Below are 26,950 nucleotides of genomic sequence, written 5' to 3' on the forward strand. Positions count from 1 at the left end.
AATCGCAAATGGGTTAAGACTTGTTGTTTGGCCTTTCAGTCCAGGCTTAAATTCCAAATTTCTCTATTCTTCGGTATAGTGCAGCTCGTGTTAAACCCAGCTCTGCAGCCGCCCGGGATATATTCCCTTTGTGTTTGTCAATAGCCTTCTGTACCATCAGTTTTTCCATGTCTCCCAGCGCCATTTCCTCATGGATTGCAGGTTGATTACTAAAGCGATTAGGGTTTAATTGCAAATCATGCTCATTGATTTCATAACCATCACTCATAATCACTGCACGTTCTAACACATGTTGTAATTCCCTGACATTTCCCGGCCAGTTGTAATTTAGTAAAACATCAGCTGCTTTATAACTGATCTTCCTGCTTTCTTTGTGGTATTTGTTGCTAAATACCTGCAGGAAATGATTGGCAAGAAGAAGTATATCTTCGCCTCTTTGTCTTAACGGAGGAAGTAAAAGCTCTACGGTATTAATTCTAAAAAGTAAATCCTGCCTAAAGGTATTTTTTGCCACCATTTCATGAAGCGGCATATTAGTTGCAGTAATTAACCTTACATTTATCTTCCTTTCCTTACTTTCTCCTAATCTGGTAACTGTTCTGTTTTGCAAAACACTCAATAACTTAGCTTGTAATGGTAGCGTCAAGTTGCCTATTTCATCCAGAAATATAGTTCCACCATCTGCCAATTCAAATCTTCCTGGTTTGTCGTCTCTTGCGTCTGTAAATGCACCTTTTGTATACCCAAATAGTTCACTTTCGAACAAATTCTCGTTTAGTGAACCTAAATCAACATGCATAAAAACCTGATTTTTGCGCTGCGAATGACGGTGGATTTCATATGCAAATACCTGCTTTCCGGTACCATTTTCACCCAATATTAATACATTGGCATCAGTAGGAGATACCTTGGAAATGGTTTTTTGCAATAGTTTAATGCCTTCCGCTTGCCCTACAATATTTTCAAAACCTCGCGCTAAATCTTTTTGTAAAGAACTGTGTATCTTTTCCAGTTTCTTTACTTTACGTGTAGATGCCCTCAGTTTTGATGCTGCAGAAAGCGTAGCAAAGAGCTTTTCGTTTTCCCATGGTTTCAGAATAAAATCGGTAGCGCCGTTTTTAATTGCTTTTACAGCCAATTCAACATTACCAAAAGCAGTCATTAAAATAACCACATAATCCTTATCAATAGATAAAATATGGTCCAGCCAATACAAACCTTCTCTACCATCACTGGCCCCTTTTTGATAGTTCATGTCCAGTAAAATAATATCAACTTCGCTTTTGCTGAGTACCACATTTATATCTTTTGGCGATTTGCAGGTTATTACTGTCTTCACCTGCTGTTTTAGAAATAAGCGGGCACTGAGCAAGATGTCGTCATCATCATCTATAATTAAAACTGTTGTGTCTAGCATATCTTAATATATTTATTTAGCTCAGCATGTTAAAGTTTTACTTCGTTGTTCTTTAGTGCTGTCCCGCTCCCTGAAGAGCGGACTTAAGGTTAAAGCATTAAAATTTAGGTTATACCTGTTGCACTTTATCACCCTCCTGCAAGAGAAGGGATAAAAGGCTGAGGATTTATCCACCGAATTTAAACCATACTGTTCAAAGTCGTACATTAATTGTTCGATTATGAACAGTTAATGTTTGCTGCGTATTTTTAAACATCTGGTATTGAGTGTTTTGAGTTTTGTTTGTTGATTTGGCATATCCTTGGCATATCAGAAGCAAATGCGATCTACCGGAAACATGGACAAAAAAATAGAGAGAAAAAAGCTGAATCTTAAAACCGTATTCATACTGGCTACGGCAATACTTTTCATCGCTATCGTAATATACGGCTATACCTTATCGCTTAAAAAGGTGTATCAGGCAGATGCCGATAAACTAACCATGAGTAGGGTTCAGTTTGGTGATTTTGAAGATGTGGTTCTGCTAAATGCAAGTGTTGTCCCATTAACCTCTGTAATTGTAAGTTCGGCAGAAGGGGGAACAGTTGCAGAGATTTTCACAGAAAATGGTGCATCGGTTACTAAAGGAACTCCTTTATTGAGAATTTCCAATTCAAATGCTATGCTCAGTTATACCTCCAGTCAAACAGCAGCTACCGAGCAAATAAACCAACTCAGAAAATCCAGGTTGGACTTGGAGCAAAATCAAAGGGTTCTTAATCAAGATCTTTTGGAAGTTGAAAATAATCTGCGTACCGCGGCACGACAATTTAAGTTAGACAGCAGCTTATTCGCTAAAAAAGTCATCACCCTTCAGGAATTAAATAAGTCTACTCAGGATTACGAATATTATCAGGGGAAACGAAAGATCGTTCGCCAGGCGATTGCTCAGGAGAACCAGAGCAGAAGAATGCAATTGGCCCAGATTGATCAATCGATGGCGCAAATGAATGAAAGCCTGGAAATGATTCGTAAGAATATTAAGAATATGACAATAAAAGCGCCCGTTTCAGGTAAATTATCTTCCTATGATCCTGTAATCGGTAAATCGTATGCCACGAATGAAATGATTGGTAAAATTGATGTTCTACAAGGATATAAGTTACAGGCAGGGGTAGATGAATATTACATCAACAAAGTTAAAGAGGGTCAGCGGTCTACCTGTGAATTTAATAATAAAACCTATCAGTTAGCAGTGAGTAAAGTTATTCCGGAAGTAACCAACGGACAGTTTCAAATTGAAATGGTATTCAAAGGTTCATCACCCGAAGGTCTTCGTCGGGGATTATCTTTACAAAATAAACTTACTTTATCTGATAATAGTAAATCCTTATTACTTGCCCAGGGGCAATTTTTTCAGAGTACAGGTGGTGCCTGGGTATTTTTAGTGAAGAATGGAAAGGCAAGCAAGAAAAATATTAAAATAGGTCGTAAAAATTACCTATACTATGAAATCCTGGGTGGTTTGGATAAAGGAGATGAAGTTATAACCTCATCTTATGATCAGTTTAATCAATATGATCAGGTTGAAATTACTAAATAGAATTATTGTTTATAAAAAAGATTTTAATAACCAGCAGTTATGATAAAAATAGAAAACTTACAAAAAGTTTATAAAACAGAGGAAATAGAAACCACGGCCCTGAACGGAATTAACCTGCATGTAAAAGCAGGTGAGTTTGTTTCCATTATGGGGCCTTCTGGTTGTGGGAAATCAACATTGTTAAACGTAATGGGACTGTTAGATAAGCCAGAAGGTGGCAGTTATCAGTTTCTTGCAAATGAATTGTTAACACTTAACGAAAAAGAACGGGCTAATTTCAGGAAAAGGAATATGGGTTTTGTGTTTCAAAATTTTAACTTGATAGATGAGTTAACGGTTTTTGAAAATATAGAACTCCCGCTTATATACAATAAGATTGCAGCTTCAGAACGTAAAAAACTGGTCAATGAAATAATTGAGCGAATGAATATTGTTAACAGAAGCAGCCATTTTCCTCAACAGCTTTCAGGTGGACAACAACAGCGGGTAGCCGTAGCAAGAGCCTTGGTGACCAAACCAAAATTGGTTTTAGCGGATGAACCAACCGGGAATTTAGATAGTTCTCATGGAAACGAAGTAATGGAACTCCTGTGCGAACTCAATGAAACAGGTACAACAATTGTAATGGTAACGCACTCCAGTCACGATGCGAGTTTCTCTGACAGGATTATCAATTTAAAAGATGGTCATGTCATTTCAGAGAAGATCAATAAAAGCAAAAGTGAGGAATTAATTTAAGGCAAAAGACTAAGCACCTGCAATAGCTCAATACTTGCTTCTTGCCTCCTGATACTTGATACTTGATACTTGCTTCTTGATACTACGAAGACGAAAGCACCTGCAATATCTCGATACTTAATACTTGCTTCTGAATACTAACCACTTAATACTAAAAAATGTTCAAAATAAACTTAAAAATCGCTTTGCGAAACCTTTGGAAAAATAAGGGATTTACCCTGATTAATGTGGGTGGATTAGCGATTGGATTGGCCAGCTGTATGATTTTACTTTTGTATGTTGCATACGAGTGGAGTTATGATAAGCAATACACCAATAGTGATAAAACTTACGTAGTTTATCAGAATGCAGCTGCTAATGGAAAAACATTTAGCTGGGCATGGACACCCAATGCAATGGCTAACGAGGTGGCAGCTAAAATTCCTGGTGTTAAATATGCTTCACATTGTACCTATGTGAATGGGGAATTAATTACTGCGGGTGAGAAGAAAATATCTGGTAAAGTAATTTTTGCCGACCATTTTTTTCCCAGGATCTTGGATTATAAATTCATAAAAGGGAATCCGGATCAGGTTTTAAAAGATGTGAATACCATTATCCTAACCAAATCATTTGCCGAAAAACTATTCGGGAAGGAAGATCCCATTAATAAAACTGTTAAACTCGATAATCAGGATGTTTTGAAAGTGGAGGCCGTTATTGAGGATATCCCGGCCAATACCAGCATTAACTTTGAATGCTTAATGCCCTGGAGTTTATTTGAAAAGAGAGAATCATGGGCCAGAGGGATTAACTGGGGGAACAATATGTGCCTCACACTGGTGCAGCTGAAAGACAATAGCTTTTTTGCTGAAGCAAATGCTGATATGAAGGGTATTTACAAGCGAAATGACAAAGGAAATGGGGCAGAAGCCTTATTACATCCTTTAACTAAATGGCATTTGTACAGCGATTTTGAAAATGGAAAATCCGTTGGTGGTAAAATAGAACAACTCAAAATCTTTTTATTGCTTGCCTTCTGTATTCTGCTCATTGCTTGTGTAAACTTTATGAATTTATCCACTGCCCGTTCCGAACGAAGGGCTAAAGAAGTGGGGATAAGAAAGGCAATTGGCTCTAGCCGCAAGTCGCTGATAGGGCAATTTCTGCTCGAATCGGTATTTATTACGCTAATATCAACCGTTTTAGCCTTTATGCTGGTCGAAGTCAGTCTACCTTATTTCAATAATTTACTAAACATAAAACTGGAGATTAGGTACAGCAGCATCAGTTTCTGGGCCACACTTTTACTATTGATGACTTTTACCGGTTTTATGGCCGGAAGTTACCCGGCATTATATTTATCGTCTTTTGAGCCGATCAAAGTATTAAAAGGCTTAAAAATTAAATCAGATTCATCAGTTTCCATCAGAAAAGTTCTGGTAATTGTGCAGTTTGTATTTGCAGCCTGTTTAATCGTTTGCACGTCGGTAATTTATCAGCAGCTTAATTACGTTAAAAATAAGCCAATTGGCTATGATAAATCCAATTTGATACAAATTGCTGTTCAGGGACAAATGGCAAACCGAAATAAGCTGGAATTATTGAAAACTCAATTAATAAAGTCTGGAGCAGCAACCGGTGTTACTACTTTTAGTAAGGATATAACAGAAAACGGCAACAATACAACGAATGTCTCCTGGGAAGGGAAAAATCCGGGAGAATCCATTTTATTTAACAACAGGGGGATAGGAACTGATTTCATTAAAACCATCGGGACAGAACTGCTGAGTGGAAGAGAATTCTCTTCTATCGCTAGAAATGATAGTGGGAAGGTGATGTTAAATGAAGCTGCGGTGAAAATGATGAGGCTTAAAAATCCGGTTGGCGCAACCATTTTCTTTCACGATACAAAGGTAACAAATGTGGGTGTGGTTAAAGATTTTGTAGTAGAAAGTGCATACCAAAAGGTAGCACCGATGATATTTTACCCAAGCTATATGGATGATGCCGCTGTGGTTATCGTACGCCTGAATCCCAATCAAAACATTGGCTCCTCCTTGCAAGTCATAGATAATCTGGTGAAGCAGATAGAACCAGATTATCCCATAAATAGAAAATTTGTGAATGAATCTTTCGAAGTTAAATTCCAAAATGAGAAACTTTTGGGTACACTTTCGAACTGGTTTGGTGGTTTCGCCATTTTTATCTCTTGCTTAGGTTTATTGGGTTTGGCGTTATTCATGGCCGAACAGCGTAAAAAGGAAATCAGTATTCGTAAGGTTCTGGGGGCAAGTACAGGCAATATTCTTGCGCTTCTCAATAAGGATTTTATCAAGCTCGTAGCCATAGCAAATTTAATTGCCTTTCCATTAGCTTATATCATCATTACGAAATGGCTTTCCGCATATGAATATCGGGTATCCATTTCAGCACTGCCCTTTATGGTCGCAATTTGCCTCTCTTTACTGATAGCAATTTTAACGGTTAGTATACAATCAATAAAAGTGGCAAGGGCAAACCCTGTGGATGCGCTAAAATACGAGTAAAGCTCACCGGATATGGTGTGTTGATCAAAAGGTTACTTTAAATTTAGGATTGAAACCAAGGCCTTCTTGAATTATCAGCGTTTCCCTGTACCTTTGTTTTATGCAAAAATCGTTTACTGATCAATTGGGCAGGGAAATTACCATTAACTATCCCCCTCAAAAAATCATTTCTGTTGTTCCTTCACAAACCGAACTGCTTTTTGACCTTGGGCTGGATCAGGAAATCATTGGTTTAACCAAATTTTGTATTCATCCTATTGAAAAATTTGCTGCCTGTACAAAGGTTGGAGGCACTAAAAAGTTAAACATTGAGTTGATCAAGGCTTTGGATCCGGATTTGATTATTGGTAATAAAGAGGAAAATACACAGGCAGAGATTGAAGAACTGGCTGCCTATTTTCCTGTGTGGATGAGTGATATTACTACACTGGAAGATGCCACGAACGCCATTGGTCAAATAGGGGAGCTGGTTAACCGCGAACCAGAAGCTGCTTACCTTAATCATTTAATTGCCGCAGGATTTAAAGATCTGAAAACCCTGGCCCTTCAGCATAAAATAGACAAAAAAGTAGCTTATCTTATCTGGCGTAAGCCTTATATGGTTGCAGGTAAAAACACCTTTATAGATGAGGTTTTGATGATTAACGGGATGAATAATGTGATTACTGAAAACCGATATCCGGAAATAACCCTGGAAAAACTGAAAACTGCCAATTGTGAACTGCTGCTACTCTCTTCAGAACCTTATCCATTCTCAGAAAAACACATTGCAGAAATACAGCAGGAATTGCCAGATAGTAAAGTTCTGTTAGTTGATGGTGAAATGTTCAGTTGGTATGGCAGCAGGTTAGTGAAGTCAGTTCAATACTTTTTTGAATTTCAAAAGCAACTTTATTAACTGTTTGTTGTTCCTATTTTGTAAATTGTAGCATAAACCTTAATCATCCCGTTCTACTCATTATGAAAAAGATACTTTATCTCACACTTTTTGTAGCTGTATTATCAGCTTGTGGTTCCATGAAAAATAAATCGACCGACAATAGCATCACACTGAGCGGCAAAATAGAAAAAATAGGAATGACTACCTTTCAATATGGTACCCATCTTTTAAGAGCGGATGCTAAAACCTATGCTTTAAAGAGTGCAAACCTGAATTTAGATACTTACCTGGATAAACAAGTAACCATTAAGGGCACCAAGGTGGAGGGATATCCAATAGAAGGTGGACCAGAATTCATTGCTGTTACTGAAGTAAAGGAAATATAACGGAAGAAAAAAAAGAATGTTAGTCACATTTTAATAGAAAAGGTACTTTGTAGCCTTCAGAAATAAAGTTGTTAAAATTTTTATAAAATCTTTCTCCTTTAAAATTAGATACTTAGCATTTTTAGTGAAAAAATATCTTGCCATACTTTTGAATTTCAAATCTAATTTCTATTTTTGCAGTCCTTAATAAATCCTACTGCGGAAGTGGCGTAATTGGTAGCCGCACCAGACTTAGGATCTGGCGCTTCACGGCGTGGGGGTTCGAGTCCCTTCTTCCGCACAATAAGATCAAGGCCGTTCCGATGTAAAATCGGGACGGTTTTCTTTTTAAAAACGGATACATTAAGAAATAAAATAATTTTGGTGAAGTTGAGCCTGTCTCATTTCTCATAACCAAATACTCATATCTTATAAAAATGAATATTACACAGGAAAAAACCGGCAATTTAAATGCTGTTGTAAAAATCAAAATCGCTCCTGCAGATTATACTGAAAGAGTTGATAAAGCCATTAAAGAGCAAGCGAAAAAAGCACAGTTACCAGGTTTCCGTAAAGGAATGGTTCCTGCGGCTCACATTAAAAGAATGTATGGTAAAAGTATTTTGGTTGATGAGATCAACAACCTGTTAAACGATACATTAAGTAAATACATCGCGGACGAGAAATTAGAAGTTTTAGGTCAACCTTTACCTAAAATGGATGACGAAAGAGAATTCAAATGGGATAACACAGATGAGTTCGAGTTTGATTACGAGTTAGGTTTAGCGCCTGCTTTTGATGTAGCCATTTCATCTAAAGATAAATTTACCCAGTATGTGGTAAAGGCTGATAAAGAAACTTTAGAAAGCCGCATTAAAAATATCCGTCGCAGCTATGGTAAAATGACCAACCCTGAGGTTTCTGCTGAAGGCGATGTGCTTTACGCTGATTTTACCCAGTTGGCTGCTGATGGTTCTGTATATGAAGGTGGAATTGCTAATACTGCAACTTTACGTTTAGATCAGGTACAAGACAAAAAAATCCTTAAATCATTAGTTGGTTTAAAGAAAGATGATGAAGTAACCATCGATATTCAAAAGGCATTAGAGGATGCAGCAGTAATTGCTAAAGCATTGAATATTTCTGAAGATGATGCTAAAGAATTAAAAGCTAACTTCAAATTAACCGTTAAAAACATTAACCGTTTAGAAGAGTCTGATTTAAACCAGGAATTTTTCGATAAATTATTCGGAGAAGGTGTAGTAACTGATGAAGCTGGTTTCAGAGCTAAAATTACTGAAGAGGTAGAAAGCATGTTCACTCAAGATGCTGACCGTAAACTATCAAACGATATTTATGAGCAATTCTTAGCGAAACACGATTTCGAATTGCCAGATGAATTCTTGCGTCGCTGGTTAAAAGCTACAAACGAGAAATTAACTGACCAGGAATTGGCTGAAGGTTATGATGATTTCGCTAAGAACCTTAAATGGACGCTAATCGAGAACAAAATCATTAAAGACAATAACATCGAAATTAAATATGAAGATGTAGTTCAGGCGGCTAAAGCTAAAATCGATATGCAGTTCAGAATGTATAGCCCAAGCCCACTTCCAGAAGATCAATTGGCTCAATATGCTGTTCAATTCTTACAGCAAAAAGAAAATGCCAATCAGGTTTTCGAAGAAGTTAAAGCTTTAAAAACTTTTGAGCAAATCAAATCTGTTGCTACATTAGAGCAAAAAGAGATTGATTACGATAAGTTCATTGCTTTAGATAAGAAATAAGACCTAACTGACCAAATGTCAGTTTTAAGATAAGATAATAATTAAGAGCAGCCCTAGGGCTGCTCTTAATATATACAGCGGTTGATAATTATTTAACCCCATTTAAAGGCATTAGTAATGCTAATGGCATAGGAATCTAATGGTTAAGCTCCTTTGCCGGATGAGAGTGTGGTTGACAAATGTCATTTGTAATACAGATTTGTTTTACAATACCAAAGAAATAGATATATTGGCACGGAAATTAACCGAATTTGGAAAATATTTATTAAAATTATAATCCGGTTTGGTCAATATTTCTCATAAAGTTTTATCCGAACCTTAAACGCAAGACAAGATTATGACTATCGACTCACAAGAATTTAGAAAATTTGCCGTTAAACATCAGGGAATTGGTGGTTTGCATGTAGATAAATTTATCGCGCAAGCCAACATGAATCCTCAAAATATGACTCCATATATCATTGAAGAACGCCAGCTAAATGTAGCTCAAATGGATGTATTTTCAAGATTAATGATGGATCGTATTATATTTTTAGGAGATGCCATTTATGATCAGAATGCCAATATCATTCAAGCACAATTGTTGTTCTTGCAATCAACAGATGCGGATCGTGATATTCAGATCTATATTAACTCTCCAGGTGGTTCAGTATATGCAGGATTAGGTATTTACGATACAATGCAGTATATTCAACCAGATGTAGCTACAATTTGTACTGGTATGGCAGCCTCAATGGGTGCTGTATTATTGGTTGCCGGTGCTAAAGGAAAACGTGCTGCGTTACCACACTCAAGAGTAATGATTCACCAACCGTCAGGCGGTGCACAAGGTGTTGCATCCGATATGGAAATCAACTTAAGAGAAATGCTTAAATTGAAGAAAGAATTATACGATATCATCTCAGAGCACTCTGGTCAAACTTATGATTGGGTAGAGAAAGCTTCAGACCGCGATTACTGGATGACTGCTGATGAAGCAAAAGGATTTGGTATGGTTGATGAGGTGTTGTCGAGAAACGTGAAAAAAGATGGCGAAACAAAATAAAGAATCACGCTGCTCATTCTGCCATTCTGGCAAGCATGAAACTTTGATGCTTATAGAAGGCATGGATGCGTTTATCTGTGATAAATGTGTAACGCAGGCCAATCAGCTGCTGGCACAGGAACTTGGTACTAAGAATACCAAAAATATTCAGGCAGCAATTACACTCTTGAAACCATTGGAGATTAAAAACCACCTGGATCAGTACGTAATTGGACAGGATGATGCTAAAAAAGTATTGTCGGTAGCTGTTTATAACCACTATAAACGTTTGAATCAGAAAATTGATAAAGACGAGATTGAGATTGAAAAATCGAATATCATGTTAGTTGGAGAAACCGGAACTGGTAAAACGCTTTTGGCTAAAACCATTGCGAAAATTTTACATGTACCTTTCTGTATCTGCGATGCAACTGTATTAACAGAGGCAGGTTATGTTGGAGAGGATGTAGAGAGTATTCTTACCCGCTTATTGCAGGCAGCGGATTACGATGTAGCGGCAGCAGAACGAGGTATTGTATATATCGATGAGGTAGATAAAGTGGCACGTAAAAGCGATAATCCATCTATAACCCGTGATGTATCAGGTGAAGGTGTGCAACAAGCTTTATTGAAAATTTTAGAAGGTACTGTGGTAAATGTTCCACCTCAGGGCGGACGTAAACATCCAGATCAAAAAATGATCCCGGTAAATACGAATAACATTTTATTTATTTGCGGAGGTGCTTTTGATGGTATCGAACGTAAAATTGCCAACAGGTTGCGCACACAGGCGGTAGGGTACAAAGTAAAGAAAGATGAGACCGTTCTTGATCTTAAAAATCTTTATAAATACATTACCCCTCAGGATTTGAAATCTTTTGGTTTGATTCCGGAATTGATCGGACGTATTCCGGTACTTTCACACTTAAATCCTTTAGATAAGGAAACCTTGAGAAATATCCTTACTGCTCCTAAAAATTCATTGATCAAGCAATATGTGAAGTTATTCTCATACGAAAATGTAGAATTGATTTTTGAAGACGAGGTGTTAGATTTTGTAGTGGATAAAGCGATGGAGTATAAGCTGGGTGCCCGTGGTTTAAGATCGATCTGCGAAGCCATCATGCTGGATGCCATGTTTGAAATCCCAACGCAGGGTGATGTCAAGGAGTTGCATATCACGCTCGACTACGCGATTGAAAAATTTGAAAAGGCCGACTTTAAGAAGTTACAGGCAGCATAAAAAAAATCAAATCCTCTCGCGAAAGCGGGGGGATTTTTTTTAATATAATATTTTTAACGCTTGGTGCTCAGCACCAGCTCAAAAGAGGAAATAATATGAACGAAGAAAAAGACGTAAAAAAAGATGAAAAAATCGTAGAAAAAGCGAAAAGAGTTAAAGAAGTAGAAAGTCCGGTTAAATCTGGATTGAAATCTAAAGATGAAATTGTAAAAAACTGGTTGCCGCGTTATACCGGAAGAACGCTGGATCAATTTGGTGATTATATATTGTTAACCAATTTCAGTAAATATGTTACCATGTTCTCTGAGTGGCATGACAATGCTCCAATAATGGGACTTGATAAGCCTATGCAGAGTGTAACGGCTAACGGGATCACCATTATTAACTTTGGTATGGGAAGTCCTTTGGCCGCAACCATGATGGATTTATTAACTGCTATTAAACCCAAAGCGGTACTGTTTTTAGGGAAGTGCGGTGGCTTAAAGAAAAAGAATCAGCTTGGCGATTTAATACTGCCTATTGCTGCAATTAGGGGGGAAGGAACCTCTAACGATTATCTTCCGGCTGAAGTACCAGCATTGCCTGCTTTCGCCCTTCAAAAAGCAATATCAACTACCATCCGTGATCATGGTAGAGATTATTGGACGGGCACCTGCTACACCACTAACCGTAGGGTTTGGGAGCACGACAAAGATTTTAAGAAATATTTAAAAACTTTGAGGGCTATGGCGGTAGATATGGAAACAGCCACCATTTTTACAACAGGTTTTGCTAATAAAATTCCAACAGGTGCACTTTTGTTAGTTTCTGATCAACCTATGATCCCTGAGGGCGTTAAAACAGCCGAAAGCGATAGCAGTGTTACAGAAAAATATGTAGAAACGCACTTAAGAATTGGAATCGATTCGTTAAAACAGTTGATTAATAATGGTTTAACTGTGAAGCATCTTTTGTTTTAAAACCAAGAATCTTTAGAGGGCGCAGAAGTCACTAAGACCAGTTCTTAGTGTCTGCGTATCTGGTAGCTCCAGGTTTTACACCGTAAATCCCGGTAAATACCCGTGGAGTATTAAGTCTTCCTCATTGTTAATGGTATAGTTTCGTTTGTTGTGAATGAGCACGATACGATCAGCGCAGTCTATTATCGAGCGGTAAAGGTGGTCGGTAATGATGAAGCCTTTTTGAGCTTTCACTTCGTTGATGTGTTGCTTCAATTCCTCAACCCATACAGGAGAAAGTTGTGAAAATGGTTCATCCAATAATACGAACTGCGCATCACTATAAATCAAGAGTAAACATTCGATAAATCGGCATTCTCCACCTGAAAGATGATAAAACTTATTAAGCAGATTCTTTGCAATAATTGGCACCTGAAGTAGTTTCTGTTTGTGCGTTTTACAAAAGGTTTCTATGGCTTCAATAACATTGATTTGATCGGGTATGAAACGATCCTGCGGCAAGTAGGATAGGTTTTTAGATAAATAACCTTTGTCATATTGCTGGCCATTTATATTCAGGTATTTAAAATGAGCTTTAACATTGCCAAACATAATCTTTAATAAGGTGGATTTTCCACAGCCATTTCTGCCCAATAAGCCCACTACTTCTCCAGTTTTACAAGCCAAATAAACCCCGCAGAGCAATTCTCTCTCTCTGTAAGAATGGGTAACGCTGTCTATAAAAATCTTTGACATTGACGTATAAACAACAATAAACTTATAAATAATAAAACGTCATAACATATTAGGTTAAACATGATTTTTTTTAAACCAATACCCATATTTTGAAAGAAGTATATTGAGGATTGGTAGAACATGTAATGTAATGCCAGAGAGACGGCCCAGCCTAATAATTTGAAGAAGATGGCCAGGCTGTAAATTTCTGTCTCAGCAAAGCCCTTGTAATAAAATAATAAGGAAACCAATACACTGACGGTAACGTTCCATGCTGCAATTGGTTTGTAAATCCGGATTGTTTTTTTGAGGAGGTTAATGGACATGGATTAAATATAGCGAAATCAACTATAAACCCAGTTATATTGAATAAAAAAAGGACCGGCAAATTTTGCCGATCCTTTTCTATCTCTAAAAATCTTAATCTTAGCCTAAATAAGATTTTAAAATTTTACTTCTTGAAGTATGACGAAGACGTTGTAGTGCCTTGTCCTTAATTTGCCTCACACGTTCACGCGTTAGGTTAAATTTTTCCCCAATTTCTTCTAAAGATAATGGGTGGTTAGAACCTAAACCAAAGAATAAAACGATAATTTCTCTTTCTCTTTCTGTTAGGGTAGATAAAGAACGTTTAATCTCTTCAGATAATGATTCGTTGATTAATGAACTATCTGTATTTGGCTCATGGTTTTCCAGTACATCTAATAATGTATTTTCTTCACCTTGAACAAATGGTGCATCCATTGATACGTGGCGGCCAGAGTTACTTAAAGTGTCAGAAATCTTATCAACAGTAGTCTCTAAAATATCAGCTAATTCCTCTGGAGAAGGCTCGCGCTCATACTCTTGCTCTAATTTAGAAAAAGCCTTGCTGATTTTACTCAATGAACCAACCTGGTTTAAAGGTAAACGAACAATACGGCTCTGCTCTGCAATAGCTTGAAGAATAGATTGACGAATCCACCAAACGGCATAAGAAATGAATTTAAAACCCTTGGTTTCATCGAAACGCTTTGCAGCTTTGATTAAGCCCAGGTTACCTTCATTAATCAAATCACCCAATGTTAAACCTTGGTTTTGATATTGCTTGGCAACTGATACAACGAAACGTAAGTTGGTTTTAGTCAATCGCTCTAATGCAGCCTGATCGCCCTCACGAATCTTCCTAGCTAAAATTACTTCCTCTTCTGCTGTGATTAAATCTACTTTACCGATTTCGTGAAGATATTTGTCTAAAGACTGACTTTCGCGGTTGGTAATGGATTGCGTTATCTTGAGTTGTCTCATTTATACGTTTTGTGTGCTCTATAATTATTGGAGTGTGCAAAGTTACGAAATTGTATAGCAATCCGAAAGGATAAAATGCTGAAAATGTTGCTGTTTGCACAAGTTTTTTAATGTTTTAGTTACAACAAAAATCATTCCAATAAAGTTTTTGTCATATTTTATTTACGATATCCAGTTATAGTCGAAATGCAATTAATATTTATTGTAAAACAATAAATATATTTTGAATTATAATAAATATTTTAATATGTTTGATGTATAATTAATTATTTACAAATGACGTTTTAGGGATCTGCACTCACTACGCATCTATTAATCAAAGTTTTAATTAAGGTGTTTGTACAAGCGTTTCCTCAAGCTGAATTTTTGTCACTTATTACACGCTCAAGTCATGAATAAAATTAGCAAAATAATCAAATCTTCAGCCTATGGTTTCATCATTATGGCTATTATTCCGCTACTATTTCATCTGGTAGGAGCAATACGGGCATACAGTAGTGGAAATATCATACTGAAAGTAATAGATAACTCTTCCGCCAGCACAACTAAGGCAGTTCAATTAGGTACATATACAAACGAACAAACATTAGGAACATTACAGATAAAACCTACTTTGTTTCAGTCCTTGTTCTTGTATAATGAACATTTTTCTGATCATGGTGCAAACGTAATTTTTTTCTTGATTTTAGGCATCATGATGCTGATTATCCTAAAGTTTAAACCTCAAATTTTGCTCAATCTCACAGAAAGTAATTTTTACCAATATGTGGGAGGTGCTGGTATACTCTATTTTGCGCTCCTTTTTGCTGTGGGTATTCCGGTAGACCATTATTTCCTGCAATTAACGGGTGGGAACTTTAAGCTTGATCATAGTCAAAATGGTTACTCTATTTTTAATCTGCTATCCTTATTTGTCTTGTTTAATGTTATTTTGCAATACCATGCATACGTTATTGAACTCAAAAAGGAAAATGATTTGACTATTTAACTTACGTTAGAACTTATTTTAGAGATGCCTATAATCATCAATTTAGATGTAATGCTTGCCAGACGAAAAATGTCGTTAACCGAACTAAGTGAAAGGGTAGGTATTACGATGTCTAATTTATCCATTTTAAAAACCGGTAAAGCAAAAGCAATCCGTTTAGAAACCCTGGAATCAATCTGTAAAGTACTGGATTGCCAGCCCGGAGATATTCTGGAATTCAGGGAGGGTTAATTCTCCATGTCCCTGTAAACGGATACAAGCAGGCTCGTACCAAAGGCATTTGATTTGATTATATAAACCTGATAAAGCGGAAAGTCCGGAGAGAAGTCTGTTGAGGGGCTGGATGGATAGCAGGGCTGCAGTGTGCCATAATGCATTACCTTTTGTTTTCAATACAGCAGTAGTCATCAGCTATATTCCATTACATTGAGCGGGTGTAAGGCCTTTGTTTGCCAATCTGGCGATATAAAAATAAAAGCCTTTCAGTTTTACTGAAAGGCTTTTAAAATATAACTTTAGCTTTAAAATTATGCTTGTTCTTCTAAAACTTTAGTTACTAAATCAGCGGCTTCTTTTAAAGCGATAGCTGAATAAACTTTAAGTCCTGAATCATCAATTAATTTTTTAGCTTCCTCAGCATTTGTACCTTGTAAACGGCAGATAATCGGAACAGGAATATTTCCGATTTCGTTATATGCATCAATAACACCTTGAGCAACACGGTCACAACGAACAATACCACCAAAAATGTTAATTAAGATAGCTTTAACGTTTGGATCTTTCAAAATGATGTTGAAAGCAGCCTTTACTGTTTGTGCATTTGCAGTTCCGCCAACATCTAAGAAGTTTGCAGGCTCACCACCAGCTAACTTAATAATGTCCATTGTTGCCATTGCTAAACCAGCACCGTTAACCATACAACCTACGTTACCATCTAAGTTAACGAAGTTAAGGTTAGAAGCACTTGCTTCAACTTCCATTGGATCTTCTTCTGTCACGTCACGCATGGCAGCATAATCCGGGTGACGGAATAAACCATTTTCATCTAAATTAACTTTAGCATCAACGGCTATCACTTTATCGTCAGAAGTTTTTAAAACAGGATTGATTTCGAACATTGAAGAATCGGTAGCTTCGTAAGCTTTGTATAAAGCAGAAACAAATTTTACCATTTCTTTAAATGCATTACCGCTAACGCCTAAGTTGAAAGCGATTTTACGTGCCTGAAAACCTTGTAAGCCTACTTTAGGATCAATTTCTTCTTTAAAGATCAAGTGAGGAGTATGTTCAGCAACTTCTTCAATATCCATACCACCTTCGGTACTGTACATGATGATGTTACGACCTTTTGCACGATCTAATAAAACTGAAATGTAGAATTCTTTAGTTTCAGAAGGACCTGGATAATAAACATCCTGAGCTACTAAAACTTTGTTCACTTTTTTACCTTCAGGACCGGTTTGTGGAGTAACTAATTGCATGCCGATAATATCGGTAGCACGTTGTTGAACCTCTTCAAGGTTTTTAGCCAACTTAACACCTCCGCCTTTACCGCGACCACCTGCGTGGATTTGCGCCTTAATAACAACCCAGTCAGAATTGTAATCGGTTTTCAGTTTCTTAGCAGCCTCAACAGCTTGCTCAGGCGTATCGGCAACAATTCCTTCTTGAACGTTTACACCGAAACTTTTTAATATTTGTTTACCCTGGTATTCGTGAATATTCATTTGCTACAAAATTTGCCCAAAGCTACAATTTCAAAGCCTTTAAACAAATAGTAAAAACCGATTTTTTCAGAAAATGAACGTTTTGTGTTAATCAGCTGTTTCAGCACTGCGAAGAAGGGTTAAGGTGTGGGATATGCTTGTAAAATAAAATAGTTACTTAACCTCTCTTCTTGGTGTATATGAACTTTAAGAAAGTTTAAAACGGATTAACTCCCTGCGAGGGGAGAACCGAATATGCCAACGGCCATTTCTGCCCAAAGTAGAAACAATACCAATAAAATGACCAAAAAGAGTACAGCTCTTAGGTTGTTGGAAGTAATTGTTCTAAAAACCAACTCTATTGCGAGGCCTGCACTCAATAATAAGGCTCCGGCTGCTACAAAGTCGGCCAGGTCCCACTTTACCTCTGGGGTAAACTGCATCGCAATTAATGGAATGGTTAATATAGTTGCAATTACAACTAATATTATTTTAACTCGCTGTGTTCCTGTGTTCAATGTTGCTTGATTTTTCATTTTTTTTAAATTTAAATAGTTTTTATAAAATAATTCGATTTTAAACCTTTGCTTTCCCGACGCAATTGCACCGGGAAACTAAAATCCAACAAAAGTTTAGCAAAGGCGAGCGGTTAATTACAAATATTATGCTGTAAGTATTTCTTTTGCTGAAACATGCGTGTTGTCCTGTGTCTGGTATAATTGGTTTTTCCCCATCACTTTTCTCAATTTTGATTTCATCTTATTGAAATATCGGGAGAAACTGAGTTTTCCAGCCTTGAATAAGTTCTTATGGGCAATCCATACGATCAAACTGGTGCAGATGAAAAAACAGGTGTAAGCATGGTAAGCTGTGAACTTGAAAAATGCATTTTTCTGGCTAAAGATGATGTAGAGCCGCTCTCTTTGAAAGGTAATGTGTGCTGCTTCATCGATTAAGATGTCTGTACAGATTTGCCCCAGCAGGCTGCAATTCGTTGCATCTTTTAATGCCTGATAAAAGATTTGGGCAGCACTTTCCACCGTAATTACGGCAAGTGTCCACAGCTCCATGTTAGTATTGTAATATCTTATTTTTCGGAACATGCTATCTCCCCAGTCTTTTTTTATTCGCTCTTCTCCAATCAGGTCCAGATACTTTCCCAGGTTATTACCATGTTTTTGTTCCTCTTTGATAAAAAGTTTAACTGCATCAGGGTATTCAGGATCATTAATAGTATGGGCATATTTTTTTGAAGCATGGAGTAAATGCTCACCCTCCGAAGTTTCACCGAGCTGCCAGGCTTGTAATGATTTGAGAATGTTTGCCCTTTCTGCTGGCATGAGCTGAGGTGTTAAACGCCAGTCAATTCTTTCTTGTTTAAGATTGGCAGCAAAATATTTTATCCAGTAGTTGGACGTGTGAATTTTCATATACTGATCGCTTAATTTTTAATGTCAAGTATTTTCTGAACAGCTTGATCCAGGATAAACCAGGCCAATGCCAATAATGATAGGAGGAGTAGGAATAGGTTTGACGACTTGTTCATCATTTATTTGTTTAATCCAAAATAATGTGCTGCCTTCCAATCGGGTAAATTCAGAGATAGCCAGCTTACTTCTTCATAGCGTGCCTTAAAATACCCTATTCTGTTATCAAGTTTGTTTTGCAGCTCAATGTTATTAGCAGGTTTGGCAATTTCATATTCAGGTAGTTCGGTCGTATTGGAGATCGTCAGGCTTTTTCGGTTCTGATCAAGTATTGGCAAAGTTTTGTCGGATAATGAGAGTTGGTAGTCTGGATCGAATGTTATGCTGTCTTTGTTGGCAAAATTGTATTTTACAATAAATACATCCCAGTTTATGGTACTGAATGCCAGCAGTAAGATAAACCAGATACTGCCGTTTACTTTAAGCAGATAGAAGAGGGTTTTTTGCCTGGCTACTTTGATGTATACAGTTATTAAGCCGATAATACATAAGGTTGCAAATACTAAAACGCCAATCCGTTTGTGTGTTAATCCATAAACATCAATATAGTAGCCATCTTTTATAAAAACAGAAATGATCAGGATGAAATTTTGGAGCATCCAGAAGTAAGCCAATGTTCGGAGTGTTTTACTTTTGCTATAAAAGTTCAGATTAGCCCTGAAAAAATAAATGATCACCACCATGGCAATGAGGATGCTGAAAATCAACGCGTTGGTGCCTTGGTGTAAATCAGCAGAAAAACTTCCACGTGGTTTGTAATTAAACCATAATGTGGTAATATCAATAAGATTAAGGAACAATATCAGTAGGTTCAAGGCACTGAATGAGATCATTGCAATAATGAACTCTGTTTTCAAGGCCAGGTTTTTTGTTATGAGGCTCCCGCCAAAAGTGTGAACAATTTCATACCAAAGGGTTTTTAATTTTGTATTTCTGCGCAGTCTAATCAGTTCTTCCTTGCATTTCATCTCTGCCTCTTCCAATCCCTTGCTAAAAAAACTGATAATTAATCCAGCTGATAAAAACATTCCGAAACAAAAATGTACGAAACGCGGCAGGCTTAAATCCTGAAAGAGGAAGTTTAAAATTTTGCTGAAAAAGTCTTCAATACTAGCGAAGAAATTACTGGTATAATGATTAAAAACATCATTAGCACCGGCATAGATAGCAGTAAATACTGTTACAATGAATATTGGGAAAACAATGTATTTTAATAATCTGAACAACGGCTTTAAATTAAAACCACCGATGCTGACCTGGCTTAGGTGCTGGACAAAACTTATTGGAACCGTAAAAATTTGGACTCCGGCAGTTATAATGGCAAGAAAAACAGTCCTTAATTGAGGGAAATGGCTAAAGCCGATAAAAAGTAGCAAACTCAGGTAATAAGTAGCAATACTGAGGCTGCTGTTGTTTATCACCACTAAGGCGGCAGCAAACAAATGTGCAAGGGCATATATTTTGAATTTAGGGCTTTTAGGAACTTCAGGATTCCAAAAGTTAACTGCCAGGATGAAAATACTGTAAATGAGTAAGTTTAATGCAAGGCGTTCATTCCAGAACAGGAAGCTAAAAAGCAAGCCTCCAATTAAGATGAAGAGTAGCAAGAGGTTGGATTTATTTTTCATTTTTTTATTATTATAGATGGAAAGAGATAGCAACATGGCAGTATAAGATGCTCAGCGGGATGTTAATTAGCATGCGGAGCATAGTAACAAGGTATACTCTCCAATCAGCAGGTTTGCCTAAAAATTCAAGGAGTATACATAAGAATAAGAGTGAATTAATGATAAAAGCAGTGAGGAGGAAATAAAGTCCTGCTGTTACGAATAATTCAGATTTACTCAATAAAAATAGCACCAGGATAACTGTGCCTGTTATTGAGGAGAAGTAAGCGATTTTCTTACCGATGTAAGTCAGGTTAATGTTTTTCATTTTAAAAGTGCTTTGAATTTCAAAGTAGTTGGTCAAAAAAATATTATAGTTTCTTAATCATTTTTTCAAGGGCATCTAAGTGTGCTTTAAAGGCTTGCTTGCCCAAATCGGTAATGGAGTAGGTGGTACTGGTTTTTCTTCCGATAAACCCTTTATGAACCTTGATGAATTCTGATTGCTCCAGTGTATTTAAGTGTGAAGCGAGATTCCCGTCGGTAAGTTCAAGCATCTGCTTGAGGTCGTTAAAGCTAATTTCATCATTCACCACAAGCATAGACATCACGCCAAGCCTGATTCTGCTATCAAAAATCTTATTTAAATCAGCTATAGGGTTCTTCATCTTATTTGCCTTTCTCGTATTTGAAATACATTAAAAGACCGTAAACAATGTGTAATAAACCAAAGCCAACTGCCCAAAATATTAATCCGTAACCTACATAAAACATGCAAATTAAACCCAATGCTACTTCACAAAAGCCCAGATAACGGATATCGCTATAAGTATATCTGCTTGCATTAATTAACGCCAACCCATAAAATACCAAACAGGAGGGAGCAATGATGCTGTATGTGCCCGGATGATTAACCAACAAGGCAATGATAAACAGACCGCCAGTAACCAGGGGGATAAATAAATTAATTACCAGTGATTTAGATGTTTTATCCCAGATAGGAAGGTTATTGCGTTGGCTTTTGCGATAGGTAAATAAAATACCTCCGGCCAGGGCTACAAATAACACGATTAGACCCAGTTTAACTAAATTATATTCTAAGTCTATTTCTCCTTCAACACCGTAAGAATAGCCTCTGTTATTAATGAATTTATCAATTTCATCCTGGGCAAAATAAGCACCTATTAAAGCGATAACGCCAGCAAAAACACCAGACAGGCCACTCAAAGAGATAAATCTGGAGGAGCGATCCATCATTTGTCTGATGTCTTTCAATGCATCTAGCTGTTCTTCTGTAGTACTCATATTAAAAGTGCTTTGTTTTTCAAAGTTATGCAACAAAATGAGAATTGCAAATTTTATTTTTTTATTTCTGATTGGTTTGGATTAATGATAGAGCAAAAGGGGATATAGAGAAAGCTAAGACTATCATTTATTCTTTCGCTATTGGTTCATTTCAATATTCATTGCTTAGCTTCTGATCCATTGTGTATTTCCCGTTACCAATTTCCTGTCCGAGTCATTCTCAATTGTCCCGGCTCTGTTTCCTCTGTTGCTAATAATTGTGCACTTTGCCCTTTTTTACTAAATTTGACGATATGCTAAAAGCCACAGGAATAAGAAAATCATACGGTAAACTTGAAATTTTGAAAGGTGTAAATTTTGAGGTTGAAAAAGGGGAGATTGTGAGCATAATAGGCCCATCCGGAGCGGGTAAAAGTACATTGTTACATATTTTAGGCACTTTGGACAAGCCAGATGCCGGGGCTGTAGAACTAAAAAACACGGTTGTTAGTAAACTAAGTGGCGATTTATTAAGTAGTTTCAGAAATCAGAATATTGGTTTTGTATTTCAATTCCATCACTTACTACCGGAGTTTAATGCACTGGAAAATATCTGTATCCCAGCTTTTATTGCTAAAACCAATAAGAAACAGGCCGAAATCCGGGCGTTAGAATTGTTGGATTTGTTCGGTTTGAAGGATAGAGCACATCACAAACCCAATCAACTTTCGGGCGGAGAACAGCAACGTGTGGCTATTGCCCGGGCATTGATCAATAATCCAGCTATCATTCTTGCAGATGAACCATCTGGCAATCTGGATTCGGAAAATGCAGCTGCGCTTCATCAGCTTTTTGTAAGCTTGAGGGATAATTTTCACCAGACTTTTATAATTGTAACCCATAATGAACACCTTGCGAAAACCAGCGATCGTGTGGTAAGTATGAAAGACGGGCTTATCGTTTAGTTTTTGCGTTTACTGGTTATTAGTTACAGGGCATTAGTCATTAATCGATAGTTATTGGATCATGTTGTTCAATCACTCCTTCTACATCCATTCTTTAATTCTATCAAATCACTCATTTAATAAATGAAAATACTCATTACGGGCGGCAACAATGCCAAAGCACTTAAATTATTAAAAGCATTTCCCAATCACTTTGTTTTACTTGGCGATTATGGGGATGTTCCTGCCATATTAACTGAAAATTATGGATTCGCATCTTTTGGAAATTTAAATAAGGATAGTATTGCTCATATTTTTCTAAATTTCTGCATTACAGAATCTATAGACTGCATTATTCCATTAAAAGCATTTGAATTGGAGCCTATGGCAAAGTCAGCTGTGCTTTTCGATGAATATAATATTCAGGTACTGTTGCCTCCGGCGGACATTTTATCCAACTTTTTGCCAGAAGAACAGCAGTCATTTTCAGATTTTGCGGTTTTTATAAACGGGACTTGCATTTACTCAACAGGTATTGTGCCTGAACAGCTAAAAAATCAGCCATTGAATGGCATTTTTGGATATAACCAAACCAGTAATGAACTAAAACTATTTACAATATAAAATGGATAATTTCTCTTTTGCTAAAGACAAACAGCTGGTAATTTTTGAATTGGATGATGTTCTTTTTCCAGCCAAGGATTATTTATTGCAGGTTTATTATTTATTTGCTCAATTTATGGAGTACACCGAGCAAAAAAGTGCTACGGCCATCCTGGATTTTATGCGTACAGAATATGAACAGGGTGGAACTGAAGGTCTTTTTGTAAAAACTGCAGCACAGTTTGATTTGGATGAAAAGTACTTTCATAATTTCGAATTGTTGCATCAAACAGCACGTTTGCCATTAAAGTTATTGCTTTTTCAAAATATGCTGGACTTTCTAGAGGAGTTGGTTATAGATCGGAAAAAAATCGTGATTGTAACAGATGGGGACCCGGAGCAGCAATTAAATAAAATAAAGCAAACAGAATGGAATGGTTTGGAACAATATCTAACCGTTTTCTTCGTTCAAGAACTCGGTCAATCTAAGTCGGAAGTGTTTCAGAAGGTGTTAACTGATAACGACTTAAGTAAAGATCAATGCTTGGTAGTAGGGGCAAATAATTTTGATGCAGAGCAATCTAAATTAATTAATTTGCCGTATATTGAGTCACTGGAAATTTACAAATAGAAAATGAATAGAAAGGCTTTGGTACAGCGGTGTTTGTTGTATATCATGATTGTTGGGGTAGGAATTGTTGGTGCTTGTAAAAAATCAAGTCAGGATCAGCCAAATGGGTCGGTAGACCAGGGTACTCCGGGAACGCGGGATGAATTGACGAAAGATTCAATCTACCTTTATGCGCAGCAAACCTACTTGTGGAATGCAAATATGCCCACTTACAGCACATTCAATCCGAGACAATACAGCTCTTACAATGCAGTGCTTTCGGCCATTAAGGCCTTGCCGAGCACTGGTGGAAAAGACAAGTATTCGTTTATCGACGATGGTTCTGTTGCAGAGCAGCTGGGTGGCGTTAGCGGTGATTATGGTTTCTCTGCGAACTACGATGGAAATAATCTGCTTCGCGTAAAATATGTTTATCCAAACTCTCCTGCTGATGCAAAAGGTTTAAAACGGGGTTATCAAATCACCAAGGTAAATGGTCGCACGGTAATCCGTTCGAGCCAGACTGATATTGATAACCTTAATAATGCCCTCTTTGGAGACAATCCATCCATTACTTTAACCCTGGTGAAGAGTGATAATACGGTTGAGGAGCAGACTGTTACCCGTTCTACTTATAATATTAACCCGGTTCTGTTTACCAATACCTATACAGTTGGTGCCAAAAAAGTAGGTTATGTAGTTTTTAATAGTTTCACCACCAACTCATCAGGCTTGTTGGATGCTGCCTTTACAAAATTTGCAGCTGATCAAATCACTGAGCTTGTGGTAGATTTGCGTTATAATGGCGGTGGATCAGTAGCCACAGCCGAAGATTTTACTAACCTGATTGCACCGTCAAGCAGAAATGGACAGGTTATGTATACAACCTACTGGACCCAAACGATGCAAGATGGACAGGCAACGATTTTACAAAATCAAAAATTTTACGCCAAGGGAAATGATGGTGTAACCCGGATGTATTCGTTCTTCGATTACTCTTATAAGCCTACAGCAGCAGCTGGAAACCAGGAAGTATTTAAGAAAAGAGGAACGCTGAACGGTTTAACACGGGTTTACTTTTTGGTAAGCGATGGCACTGCATCTGCCAGCGAATTGCTAATCAACAATCTTAAGCCAATTATGGACGTGCAACTCATTGGAAAAAAAACCTATGGAAAGCCTGTGGGATTTTTCTCTATCCATATCGACAAGTATGATTTATACATCCCGCAATTCCAGACTAAAAATCAGCTTGGAGAAGGCGATTATTTCTCCGGGATGCTTGTAAATAAAGACGTAGCAGACGACCTGACAAAAAACTTTGGAGACCCAGAGGAAGCCATGCTTAAGCAAGCGCTTAACTATGCTGAAAAGGGTATATATAGCGCCATTGTAAGTGAAAACAGACTTAGTAGTACTTCGGGAGTTACGAGAGCAGATATAGATAAAAGTAACGCGCAATTAAACCATGAATTTAAAGGCATGGTAGAAACAAGAAAATTGAAATTTAAATAAACCAAGCAATATTTTTAGGCCGATAGCGTAAAAAACTATCGGTTTTTTTTTATCTTAATTATTAGAAAAATGAATCACTAAATGGTTGCATTTTTTATGAAATTTTGATAAGCTTGTTATATTAATCGTTAAGAGAGTTATGCCGATAGAAATCGTTGAAAAAGAGCACATAGGATATTTAAACATCATCAGCGCCAAAGAAGATCATACAGAAGAGTTGCGATCTAAACTGGATGAAGCGCAGCGTTTGGGTAATGAATTTAAATCCAAAGCAGTAATTACCTTTAATACTACCATTGGCCCGAAGCGGGTTGATACCACTGTTTGGTCGGTTACAGAGAAATATGTTCAATTAAAAAATAATGTACACATCCCGATAAAAAGCGTAATAGATATCGATTTTTAAGTCTGCTTATTTAAGGAAATAAATCATCCCGCGTTTTATTTACCTTATAAAATTCTGAATGAGCACACTTTATAAAATTGCATTAACCTTCATTAAAAATATTGGGCCGGTTACGGCAAAAAATCTTTTAGCTTATTGTGGAAGTGCTGAAGATGTTTTTTCTGCCAAGAAAAAGCATCTTTTGCAAATACCAGGTATAGGAGAAAAAACAATACTATCCATATTAAATACCGATGCATTAATTAAAGCGGAGCGGGAACTGCTTTTTATGGAAAAACATGGTATCGAGCCACTGTTTTTTTCGGATGAAGGTTATCCACAACGGCTGAAAAACTGTTATGACGCACCTATTCTGTTATACTATAAAGGTGTAGCCAATTTAAACCATAAACGTATTGTTAGTATTGTAGGGACGCGAAATGCATCTGAATACGGCAAGAGTCTTTGCAGGGAGTTGGCCGAGGGACTGTCTGCTTATAATGTGACCGTTGTTAGTGGTTTAGCCTATGGTATTGACGTTTGTGCGCATCAGGAATGTTTGTCTTACAACATTCCAAATGTTGGTGTTTTAGGGCACGGTTTGGATCGCCTGTATCCTCAGGTTCATGAACGCATTGCCCAGCAAATGGTATTGAATGGTGGTTTGTTAACCGAATACCCAAGTCTAACGAATCCTGATCGTCAAAATTTTCCGCAAAGAAATAGAATCATAGCCGGAATTGCTGATGCTACTGTTGTAGTAGAAGCCTCCAGAAGAGGTGGAGCACTCATTACTGCAGAGATAGCAAATTCTTATAATAAAGATGTTTATGCTTTTCCGGGGAGAACGACCGATATTTTTTCAGAAGGCTGCAATTTTCTGATTAAAACTAACCGGGCAGCATTGATTAACAGCGCGAAGGATTTAGTTTATTATTTAGGGTGGGAGGCAATTGGTAAACAGATAAAGCCAGTTATACAAACAACACTTTCAATTAACCTGAGCCCACAGGAAAAAAATATTGTTGGGGCATTGGTCAATGGACCATTAAGCATTGATGAGCTTAGCTATCAATTTAATATTTCTGCGGGGAAACTGGCTATCGTTTTACTTACATTAGAAATGCAGGGTATTATTATCACGCTCCCTGGGAAAATTTATAAACTGGTTTAGGTTGAAGAAGAATGTAAATGCAGAATAAACAATCTATAATACCTATCATAATAATAGATTATGGTATTAAATTTTGATTTTTAGGTTTATTTAAAATAATGTTTTAATTAAATAATGATTTGT

Annotated in this window: 27 protein-coding genes and 1 tRNA gene; 18 read left to right on the forward strand and 10 right to left on the reverse strand. The window is 37.1% G+C overall.

Annotation, left to right across the window (positions count from 1 at the left end; translation table 11 throughout):
• Nucleotides 1–46 precede the first annotated feature (46 nt).
• Entirely contained in the window at nt 47–1,417 is a 1,371-nt protein-coding gene (locus ACQY77_RS20870; protein ID WP_421940384.1) for a sigma-54-dependent transcriptional regulator, read from the reverse strand.
• Between the two features lie 337 nt (nt 1,418–1,754).
• On the opposite strand from ACQY77_RS20870, the gene ACQY77_RS20875 reads away from it, so the two are divergent.
• From ACQY77_RS20875 to ACQY77_RS20920, 10 genes are all read left to right on the forward strand, one after another.
• Nucleotides 1,755–2,999, forward strand: coding sequence for an efflux RND transporter periplasmic adaptor subunit (locus tag ACQY77_RS20875; RefSeq protein WP_421940383.1), 1,245 nt, complete (start codon nt 1,755–1,757; stop codon nt 2,997–2,999).
• Nucleotides 3,000–3,038: 39 nt separating this feature from the next.
• Nucleotides 3,039–3,737 carry an ABC transporter ATP-binding protein gene (locus ACQY77_RS20880; RefSeq protein WP_421940382.1) on the forward strand — a complete coding sequence of 233 codons (699 nt, stop codon included), beginning with the start codon at nt 3,039–3,041 and terminating at the stop codon, nt 3,735–3,737.
• 158 nt (nt 3,738–3,895) lie between these two features.
• Nucleotides 3,896–6,265 carry an ABC transporter permease gene (locus ACQY77_RS20885; protein ID WP_421940381.1) on the forward strand — a complete coding sequence of 790 codons (2,370 nt, stop codon included), beginning with the start codon at nt 3,896–3,898 and terminating at the stop codon, nt 6,263–6,265.
• Nucleotides 6,266–6,365: 100 nt separating this feature from the next.
• Nucleotides 6,366–7,163, forward strand: a complete 798-nt coding sequence (locus tag ACQY77_RS20890) for an ABC transporter substrate-binding protein (RefSeq protein WP_421940380.1) — start codon at nt 6,366–6,368, stop codon at nt 7,161–7,163.
• A gap of 62 nt (nt 7,164–7,225) precedes the next feature.
• On the forward strand, nt 7,226–7,531 hold the full coding sequence (locus tag ACQY77_RS20895; protein ID WP_421940379.1) for a lipoprotein: 306 nt from the start codon (nt 7,226–7,228) through the stop codon (nt 7,529–7,531).
• Nucleotides 7,532–7,729: 198 nt separating this feature from the next.
• Nucleotides 7,730–7,811 (forward strand) — tRNA-Leu (locus ACQY77_RS20900).
• A 136-nt stretch (nt 7,812–7,947) separates the two neighbouring features.
• Nucleotides 7,948–9,297 carry a trigger factor gene (gene tig / locus ACQY77_RS20905; RefSeq protein ID WP_421940378.1) on the forward strand — a complete coding sequence of 450 codons (1,350 nt, stop codon included), beginning with the start codon at nt 7,948–7,950 and terminating at the stop codon, nt 9,295–9,297.
• 337 nt (nt 9,298–9,634) lie between these two features.
• A complete protein-coding gene (clpP, locus tag ACQY77_RS20910; RefSeq protein ID WP_090885775.1) occupies nt 9,635–10,342 on the forward strand; it encodes an ATP-dependent Clp endopeptidase proteolytic subunit ClpP in 708 nt (235 codons plus the stop codon).
• Nucleotides 10,326–11,564: an ATP-dependent Clp protease ATP-binding subunit ClpX gene (gene clpX / locus ACQY77_RS20915; protein ID WP_421940377.1), complete on the forward strand. Its 1,239-nt coding sequence runs from the start codon at nt 10,326–10,328 to the stop codon at nt 11,562–11,564. Before clpP ends, clpX begins: the two co-directional genes overlap by 17 nt.
• 95 nt (nt 11,565–11,659) lie before the next feature.
• A complete protein-coding gene (locus ACQY77_RS20920) occupies nt 11,660–12,523 on the forward strand; it encodes an AMP nucleosidase (protein ID WP_421940376.1) in 864 nt (287 codons plus the stop codon).
• A 75-nt stretch (nt 12,524–12,598) separates the two neighbouring features.
• Here the strand turns inward: ACQY77_RS20920 and ACQY77_RS20925 are convergent, their stop codons facing one another.
• Entirely contained in the window at nt 12,599–13,258 is a 660-nt protein-coding gene (locus ACQY77_RS20925; protein WP_421940375.1) for an ATP-binding cassette domain-containing protein, read from the reverse strand.
• A 405-nt stretch (nt 13,259–13,663) separates the two neighbouring features.
• On the reverse strand, nt 13,664–14,524 hold the full coding sequence (locus tag ACQY77_RS20930) for a sigma-70 family RNA polymerase sigma factor (RefSeq protein WP_010601359.1): 861 nt from the start codon (nt 14,522–14,524) through the stop codon (nt 13,664–13,666).
• A 391-nt stretch (nt 14,525–14,915) separates the two neighbouring features.
• Between ACQY77_RS20930 and ACQY77_RS20935 the strand changes: the two genes are divergently transcribed.
• Nucleotides 14,916–15,512, forward strand: a complete 597-nt coding sequence (locus ACQY77_RS20935) for a hypothetical protein (RefSeq protein WP_421940374.1) — start codon at nt 14,916–14,918, stop codon at nt 15,510–15,512.
• Between the two features lie 24 nt (nt 15,513–15,536).
• A complete protein-coding gene (locus ACQY77_RS20940) occupies nt 15,537–15,743 on the forward strand; it encodes a helix-turn-helix domain-containing protein (RefSeq protein WP_421940373.1) in 207 nt (68 codons plus the stop codon).
• 296 nt (nt 15,744–16,039) lie between these two features.
• Here the strand turns inward: ACQY77_RS20940 and sucC are convergent, their stop codons facing one another.
• From sucC to ACQY77_RS20975, 7 genes are all read right to left on the reverse strand, one after another.
• Nucleotides 16,040–17,239 (reverse strand): ADP-forming succinate--CoA ligase subunit beta, encoded by a 1,200-nt coding sequence (gene sucC, locus ACQY77_RS20945; protein WP_421940372.1) that lies wholly within the window; start codon nt 17,237–17,239, stop codon nt 16,040–16,042.
• A gap of 206 nt (nt 17,240–17,445) precedes the next feature.
• The gene (locus tag ACQY77_RS20950) at nt 17,446–17,754 is read right to left on the reverse strand and encodes a hypothetical protein (protein WP_421940371.1); all 309 of its coding nucleotides are present in this window, start codon (nt 17,752–17,754) and stop codon (nt 17,446–17,448) included.
• Nucleotides 17,755–17,880: 126 nt separating this feature from the next.
• Nucleotides 17,881–18,648, reverse strand: coding sequence for a ferritin-like domain-containing protein (locus tag ACQY77_RS20955; protein WP_421940370.1), 768 nt, complete (start codon nt 18,646–18,648; stop codon nt 17,881–17,883).
• Nucleotides 18,649–18,767: 119 nt separating this feature from the next.
• Complete coding sequence (locus ACQY77_RS20960) at nt 18,768–20,333, reverse strand: DUF4173 domain-containing protein (protein WP_421940369.1); 1,566 nt, start codon at nt 20,331–20,333, stop codon at nt 18,768–18,770.
• Nucleotides 20,334–20,343: 10 nt separating this feature from the next.
• On the reverse strand, nt 20,344–20,640 hold the full coding sequence (locus ACQY77_RS20965; RefSeq protein WP_421940368.1) for a hypothetical protein: 297 nt from the start codon (nt 20,638–20,640) through the stop codon (nt 20,344–20,346).
• A 43-nt stretch (nt 20,641–20,683) separates the two neighbouring features.
• Entirely contained in the window at nt 20,684–20,980 is a 297-nt protein-coding gene (locus ACQY77_RS20970) for a winged helix-turn-helix domain-containing protein (RefSeq protein ID WP_421940367.1), read from the reverse strand.
• 1 nt (nt 20,981) lies between these two features.
• Nucleotides 20,982–21,617, reverse strand: a complete 636-nt coding sequence (locus ACQY77_RS20975) for a hypothetical protein (protein WP_421940366.1) — start codon at nt 21,615–21,617, stop codon at nt 20,982–20,984.
• Between the two features lie 293 nt (nt 21,618–21,910).
• Between ACQY77_RS20975 and ACQY77_RS20980 the strand changes: the two genes are divergently transcribed.
• The 6 genes from ACQY77_RS20980 (at nt 21,911) to dprA (ending at nt 26,827) form a co-directional block, all read left to right on the forward strand.
• A complete protein-coding gene (locus ACQY77_RS20980; protein ID WP_421940365.1) occupies nt 21,911–22,561 on the forward strand; it encodes an ABC transporter ATP-binding protein in 651 nt (216 codons plus the stop codon).
• Between the two features lie 123 nt (nt 22,562–22,684).
• On the forward strand, nt 22,685–23,164 hold the full coding sequence (locus tag ACQY77_RS20985) for a hypothetical protein (RefSeq protein WP_421940364.1): 480 nt from the start codon (nt 22,685–22,687) through the stop codon (nt 23,162–23,164).
• 1 nt (nt 23,165) lies between these two features.
• Nucleotides 23,166–23,774, forward strand: coding sequence for an HAD family hydrolase (locus ACQY77_RS20990; RefSeq protein WP_421940363.1), 609 nt, complete (start codon nt 23,166–23,168; stop codon nt 23,772–23,774).
• Between the two features lie 3 nt (nt 23,775–23,777).
• Nucleotides 23,778–25,268, forward strand: a complete 1,491-nt coding sequence (locus ACQY77_RS20995) for a S41 family peptidase (protein ID WP_421940362.1) — start codon at nt 23,778–23,780, stop codon at nt 25,266–25,268.
• A 139-nt stretch (nt 25,269–25,407) separates the two neighbouring features.
• Nucleotides 25,408–25,674 (forward strand): hypothetical protein, encoded by a 267-nt coding sequence (locus ACQY77_RS21000; protein WP_421940361.1) that lies wholly within the window; start codon nt 25,408–25,410, stop codon nt 25,672–25,674.
• 58 nt (nt 25,675–25,732) lie between these two features.
• Complete coding sequence (dprA, locus tag ACQY77_RS21005) at nt 25,733–26,827, forward strand: DNA-processing protein DprA (RefSeq protein ID WP_421940360.1); 1,095 nt, start codon at nt 25,733–25,735, stop codon at nt 26,825–26,827.
• Nucleotides 26,828–26,950: the final 123 nt, after the last annotated feature.

This window comes from Pedobacter sp. (genome assembly GCF_965279535.1).
Classification (GTDB): domain Bacteria; phylum Bacteroidota; class Bacteroidia; order Sphingobacteriales; family Sphingobacteriaceae; genus Pedobacter.

Coding starts and splice junctions, on each gene's coding strand:
- ACQY77_RS20870 (WP_421940384.1), bottom strand. CDS start 1,417: ATGCTAGACACAACAGTTTTAATTATAGATGATGATGACGACATCTTG.
- ACQY77_RS20875 (WP_421940383.1), top strand. CDS start 1,755: ATGGACAAAAAAATAGAGAGAAAAAAGCTGAATCTTAAAACCGTATTC.
- ACQY77_RS20880 (WP_421940382.1), top strand. CDS start 3,039: ATGATAAAAATAGAAAACTTACAAAAAGTTTATAAAACAGAGGAAATA.
- ACQY77_RS20885 (WP_421940381.1), top strand. CDS start 3,896: ATGTTCAAAATAAACTTAAAAATCGCTTTGCGAAACCTTTGGAAAAAT.
- ACQY77_RS20890 (WP_421940380.1), top strand. CDS start 6,366: ATGCAAAAATCGTTTACTGATCAATTGGGCAGGGAAATTACCATTAAC.
- ACQY77_RS20895 (WP_421940379.1), top strand. CDS start 7,226: ATGAAAAAGATACTTTATCTCACACTTTTTGTAGCTGTATTATCAGCT.
- tig (WP_421940378.1), top strand. CDS start 7,948: ATGAATATTACACAGGAAAAAACCGGCAATTTAAATGCTGTTGTAAAA.
- clpP (WP_090885775.1), top strand. CDS start 9,635: ATGACTATCGACTCACAAGAATTTAGAAAATTTGCCGTTAAACATCAG.
- clpX (WP_421940377.1), top strand. CDS start 10,326: ATGGCGAAACAAAATAAAGAATCACGCTGCTCATTCTGCCATTCTGGC.
- ACQY77_RS20920 (WP_421940376.1), top strand. CDS start 11,660: ATGAACGAAGAAAAAGACGTAAAAAAAGATGAAAAAATCGTAGAAAAA.
- ACQY77_RS20925 (WP_421940375.1), bottom strand. CDS start 13,258: ATGTCAAAGATTTTTATAGACAGCGTTACCCATTCTTACAGAGAGAGA.
- ACQY77_RS20930 (WP_010601359.1), bottom strand. CDS start 14,524: ATGAGACAACTCAAGATAACGCAATCCATTACCAACCGCGAAAGTCAG.
- ACQY77_RS20935 (WP_421940374.1), top strand. CDS start 14,916: ATGAATAAAATTAGCAAAATAATCAAATCTTCAGCCTATGGTTTCATC.
- ACQY77_RS20940 (WP_421940373.1), top strand. CDS start 15,537: ATGCCTATAATCATCAATTTAGATGTAATGCTTGCCAGACGAAAAATG.
- sucC (WP_421940372.1), bottom strand. CDS start 17,239: ATGAATATTCACGAATACCAGGGTAAACAAATATTAAAAAGTTTCGGT.
- ACQY77_RS20950 (WP_421940371.1), bottom strand. CDS start 17,754: ATGAAAAATCAAGCAACATTGAACACAGGAACACAGCGAGTTAAAATA.
- ACQY77_RS20955 (WP_421940370.1), bottom strand. CDS start 18,648: ATGAAAATTCACACGTCCAACTACTGGATAAAATATTTTGCTGCCAAT.
- ACQY77_RS20960 (WP_421940369.1), bottom strand. CDS start 20,333: ATGAAAAATAAATCCAACCTCTTGCTACTCTTCATCTTAATTGGAGGC.
- ACQY77_RS20965 (WP_421940368.1), bottom strand. CDS start 20,640: ATGAAAAACATTAACCTGACTTACATCGGTAAGAAAATCGCTTACTTC.
- ACQY77_RS20970 (WP_421940367.1), bottom strand. CDS start 20,980: ATGAAGAACCCTATAGCTGATTTAAATAAGATTTTTGATAGCAGAATC.
- ACQY77_RS20975 (WP_421940366.1), bottom strand. CDS start 21,617: ATGAGTACTACAGAAGAACAGCTAGATGCATTGAAAGACATCAGACAA.
- ACQY77_RS20980 (WP_421940365.1), top strand. CDS start 21,911: ATGCTAAAAGCCACAGGAATAAGAAAATCATACGGTAAACTTGAAATT.
- ACQY77_RS20985 (WP_421940364.1), top strand. CDS start 22,685: ATGAAAATACTCATTACGGGCGGCAACAATGCCAAAGCACTTAAATTA.
- ACQY77_RS20990 (WP_421940363.1), top strand. CDS start 23,166: ATGGATAATTTCTCTTTTGCTAAAGACAAACAGCTGGTAATTTTTGAA.
- ACQY77_RS20995 (WP_421940362.1), top strand. CDS start 23,778: ATGAATAGAAAGGCTTTGGTACAGCGGTGTTTGTTGTATATCATGATT.
- ACQY77_RS21000 (WP_421940361.1), top strand. CDS start 25,408: ATGCCGATAGAAATCGTTGAAAAAGAGCACATAGGATATTTAAACATC.
- dprA (WP_421940360.1), top strand. CDS start 25,733: ATGAGCACACTTTATAAAATTGCATTAACCTTCATTAAAAATATTGGG.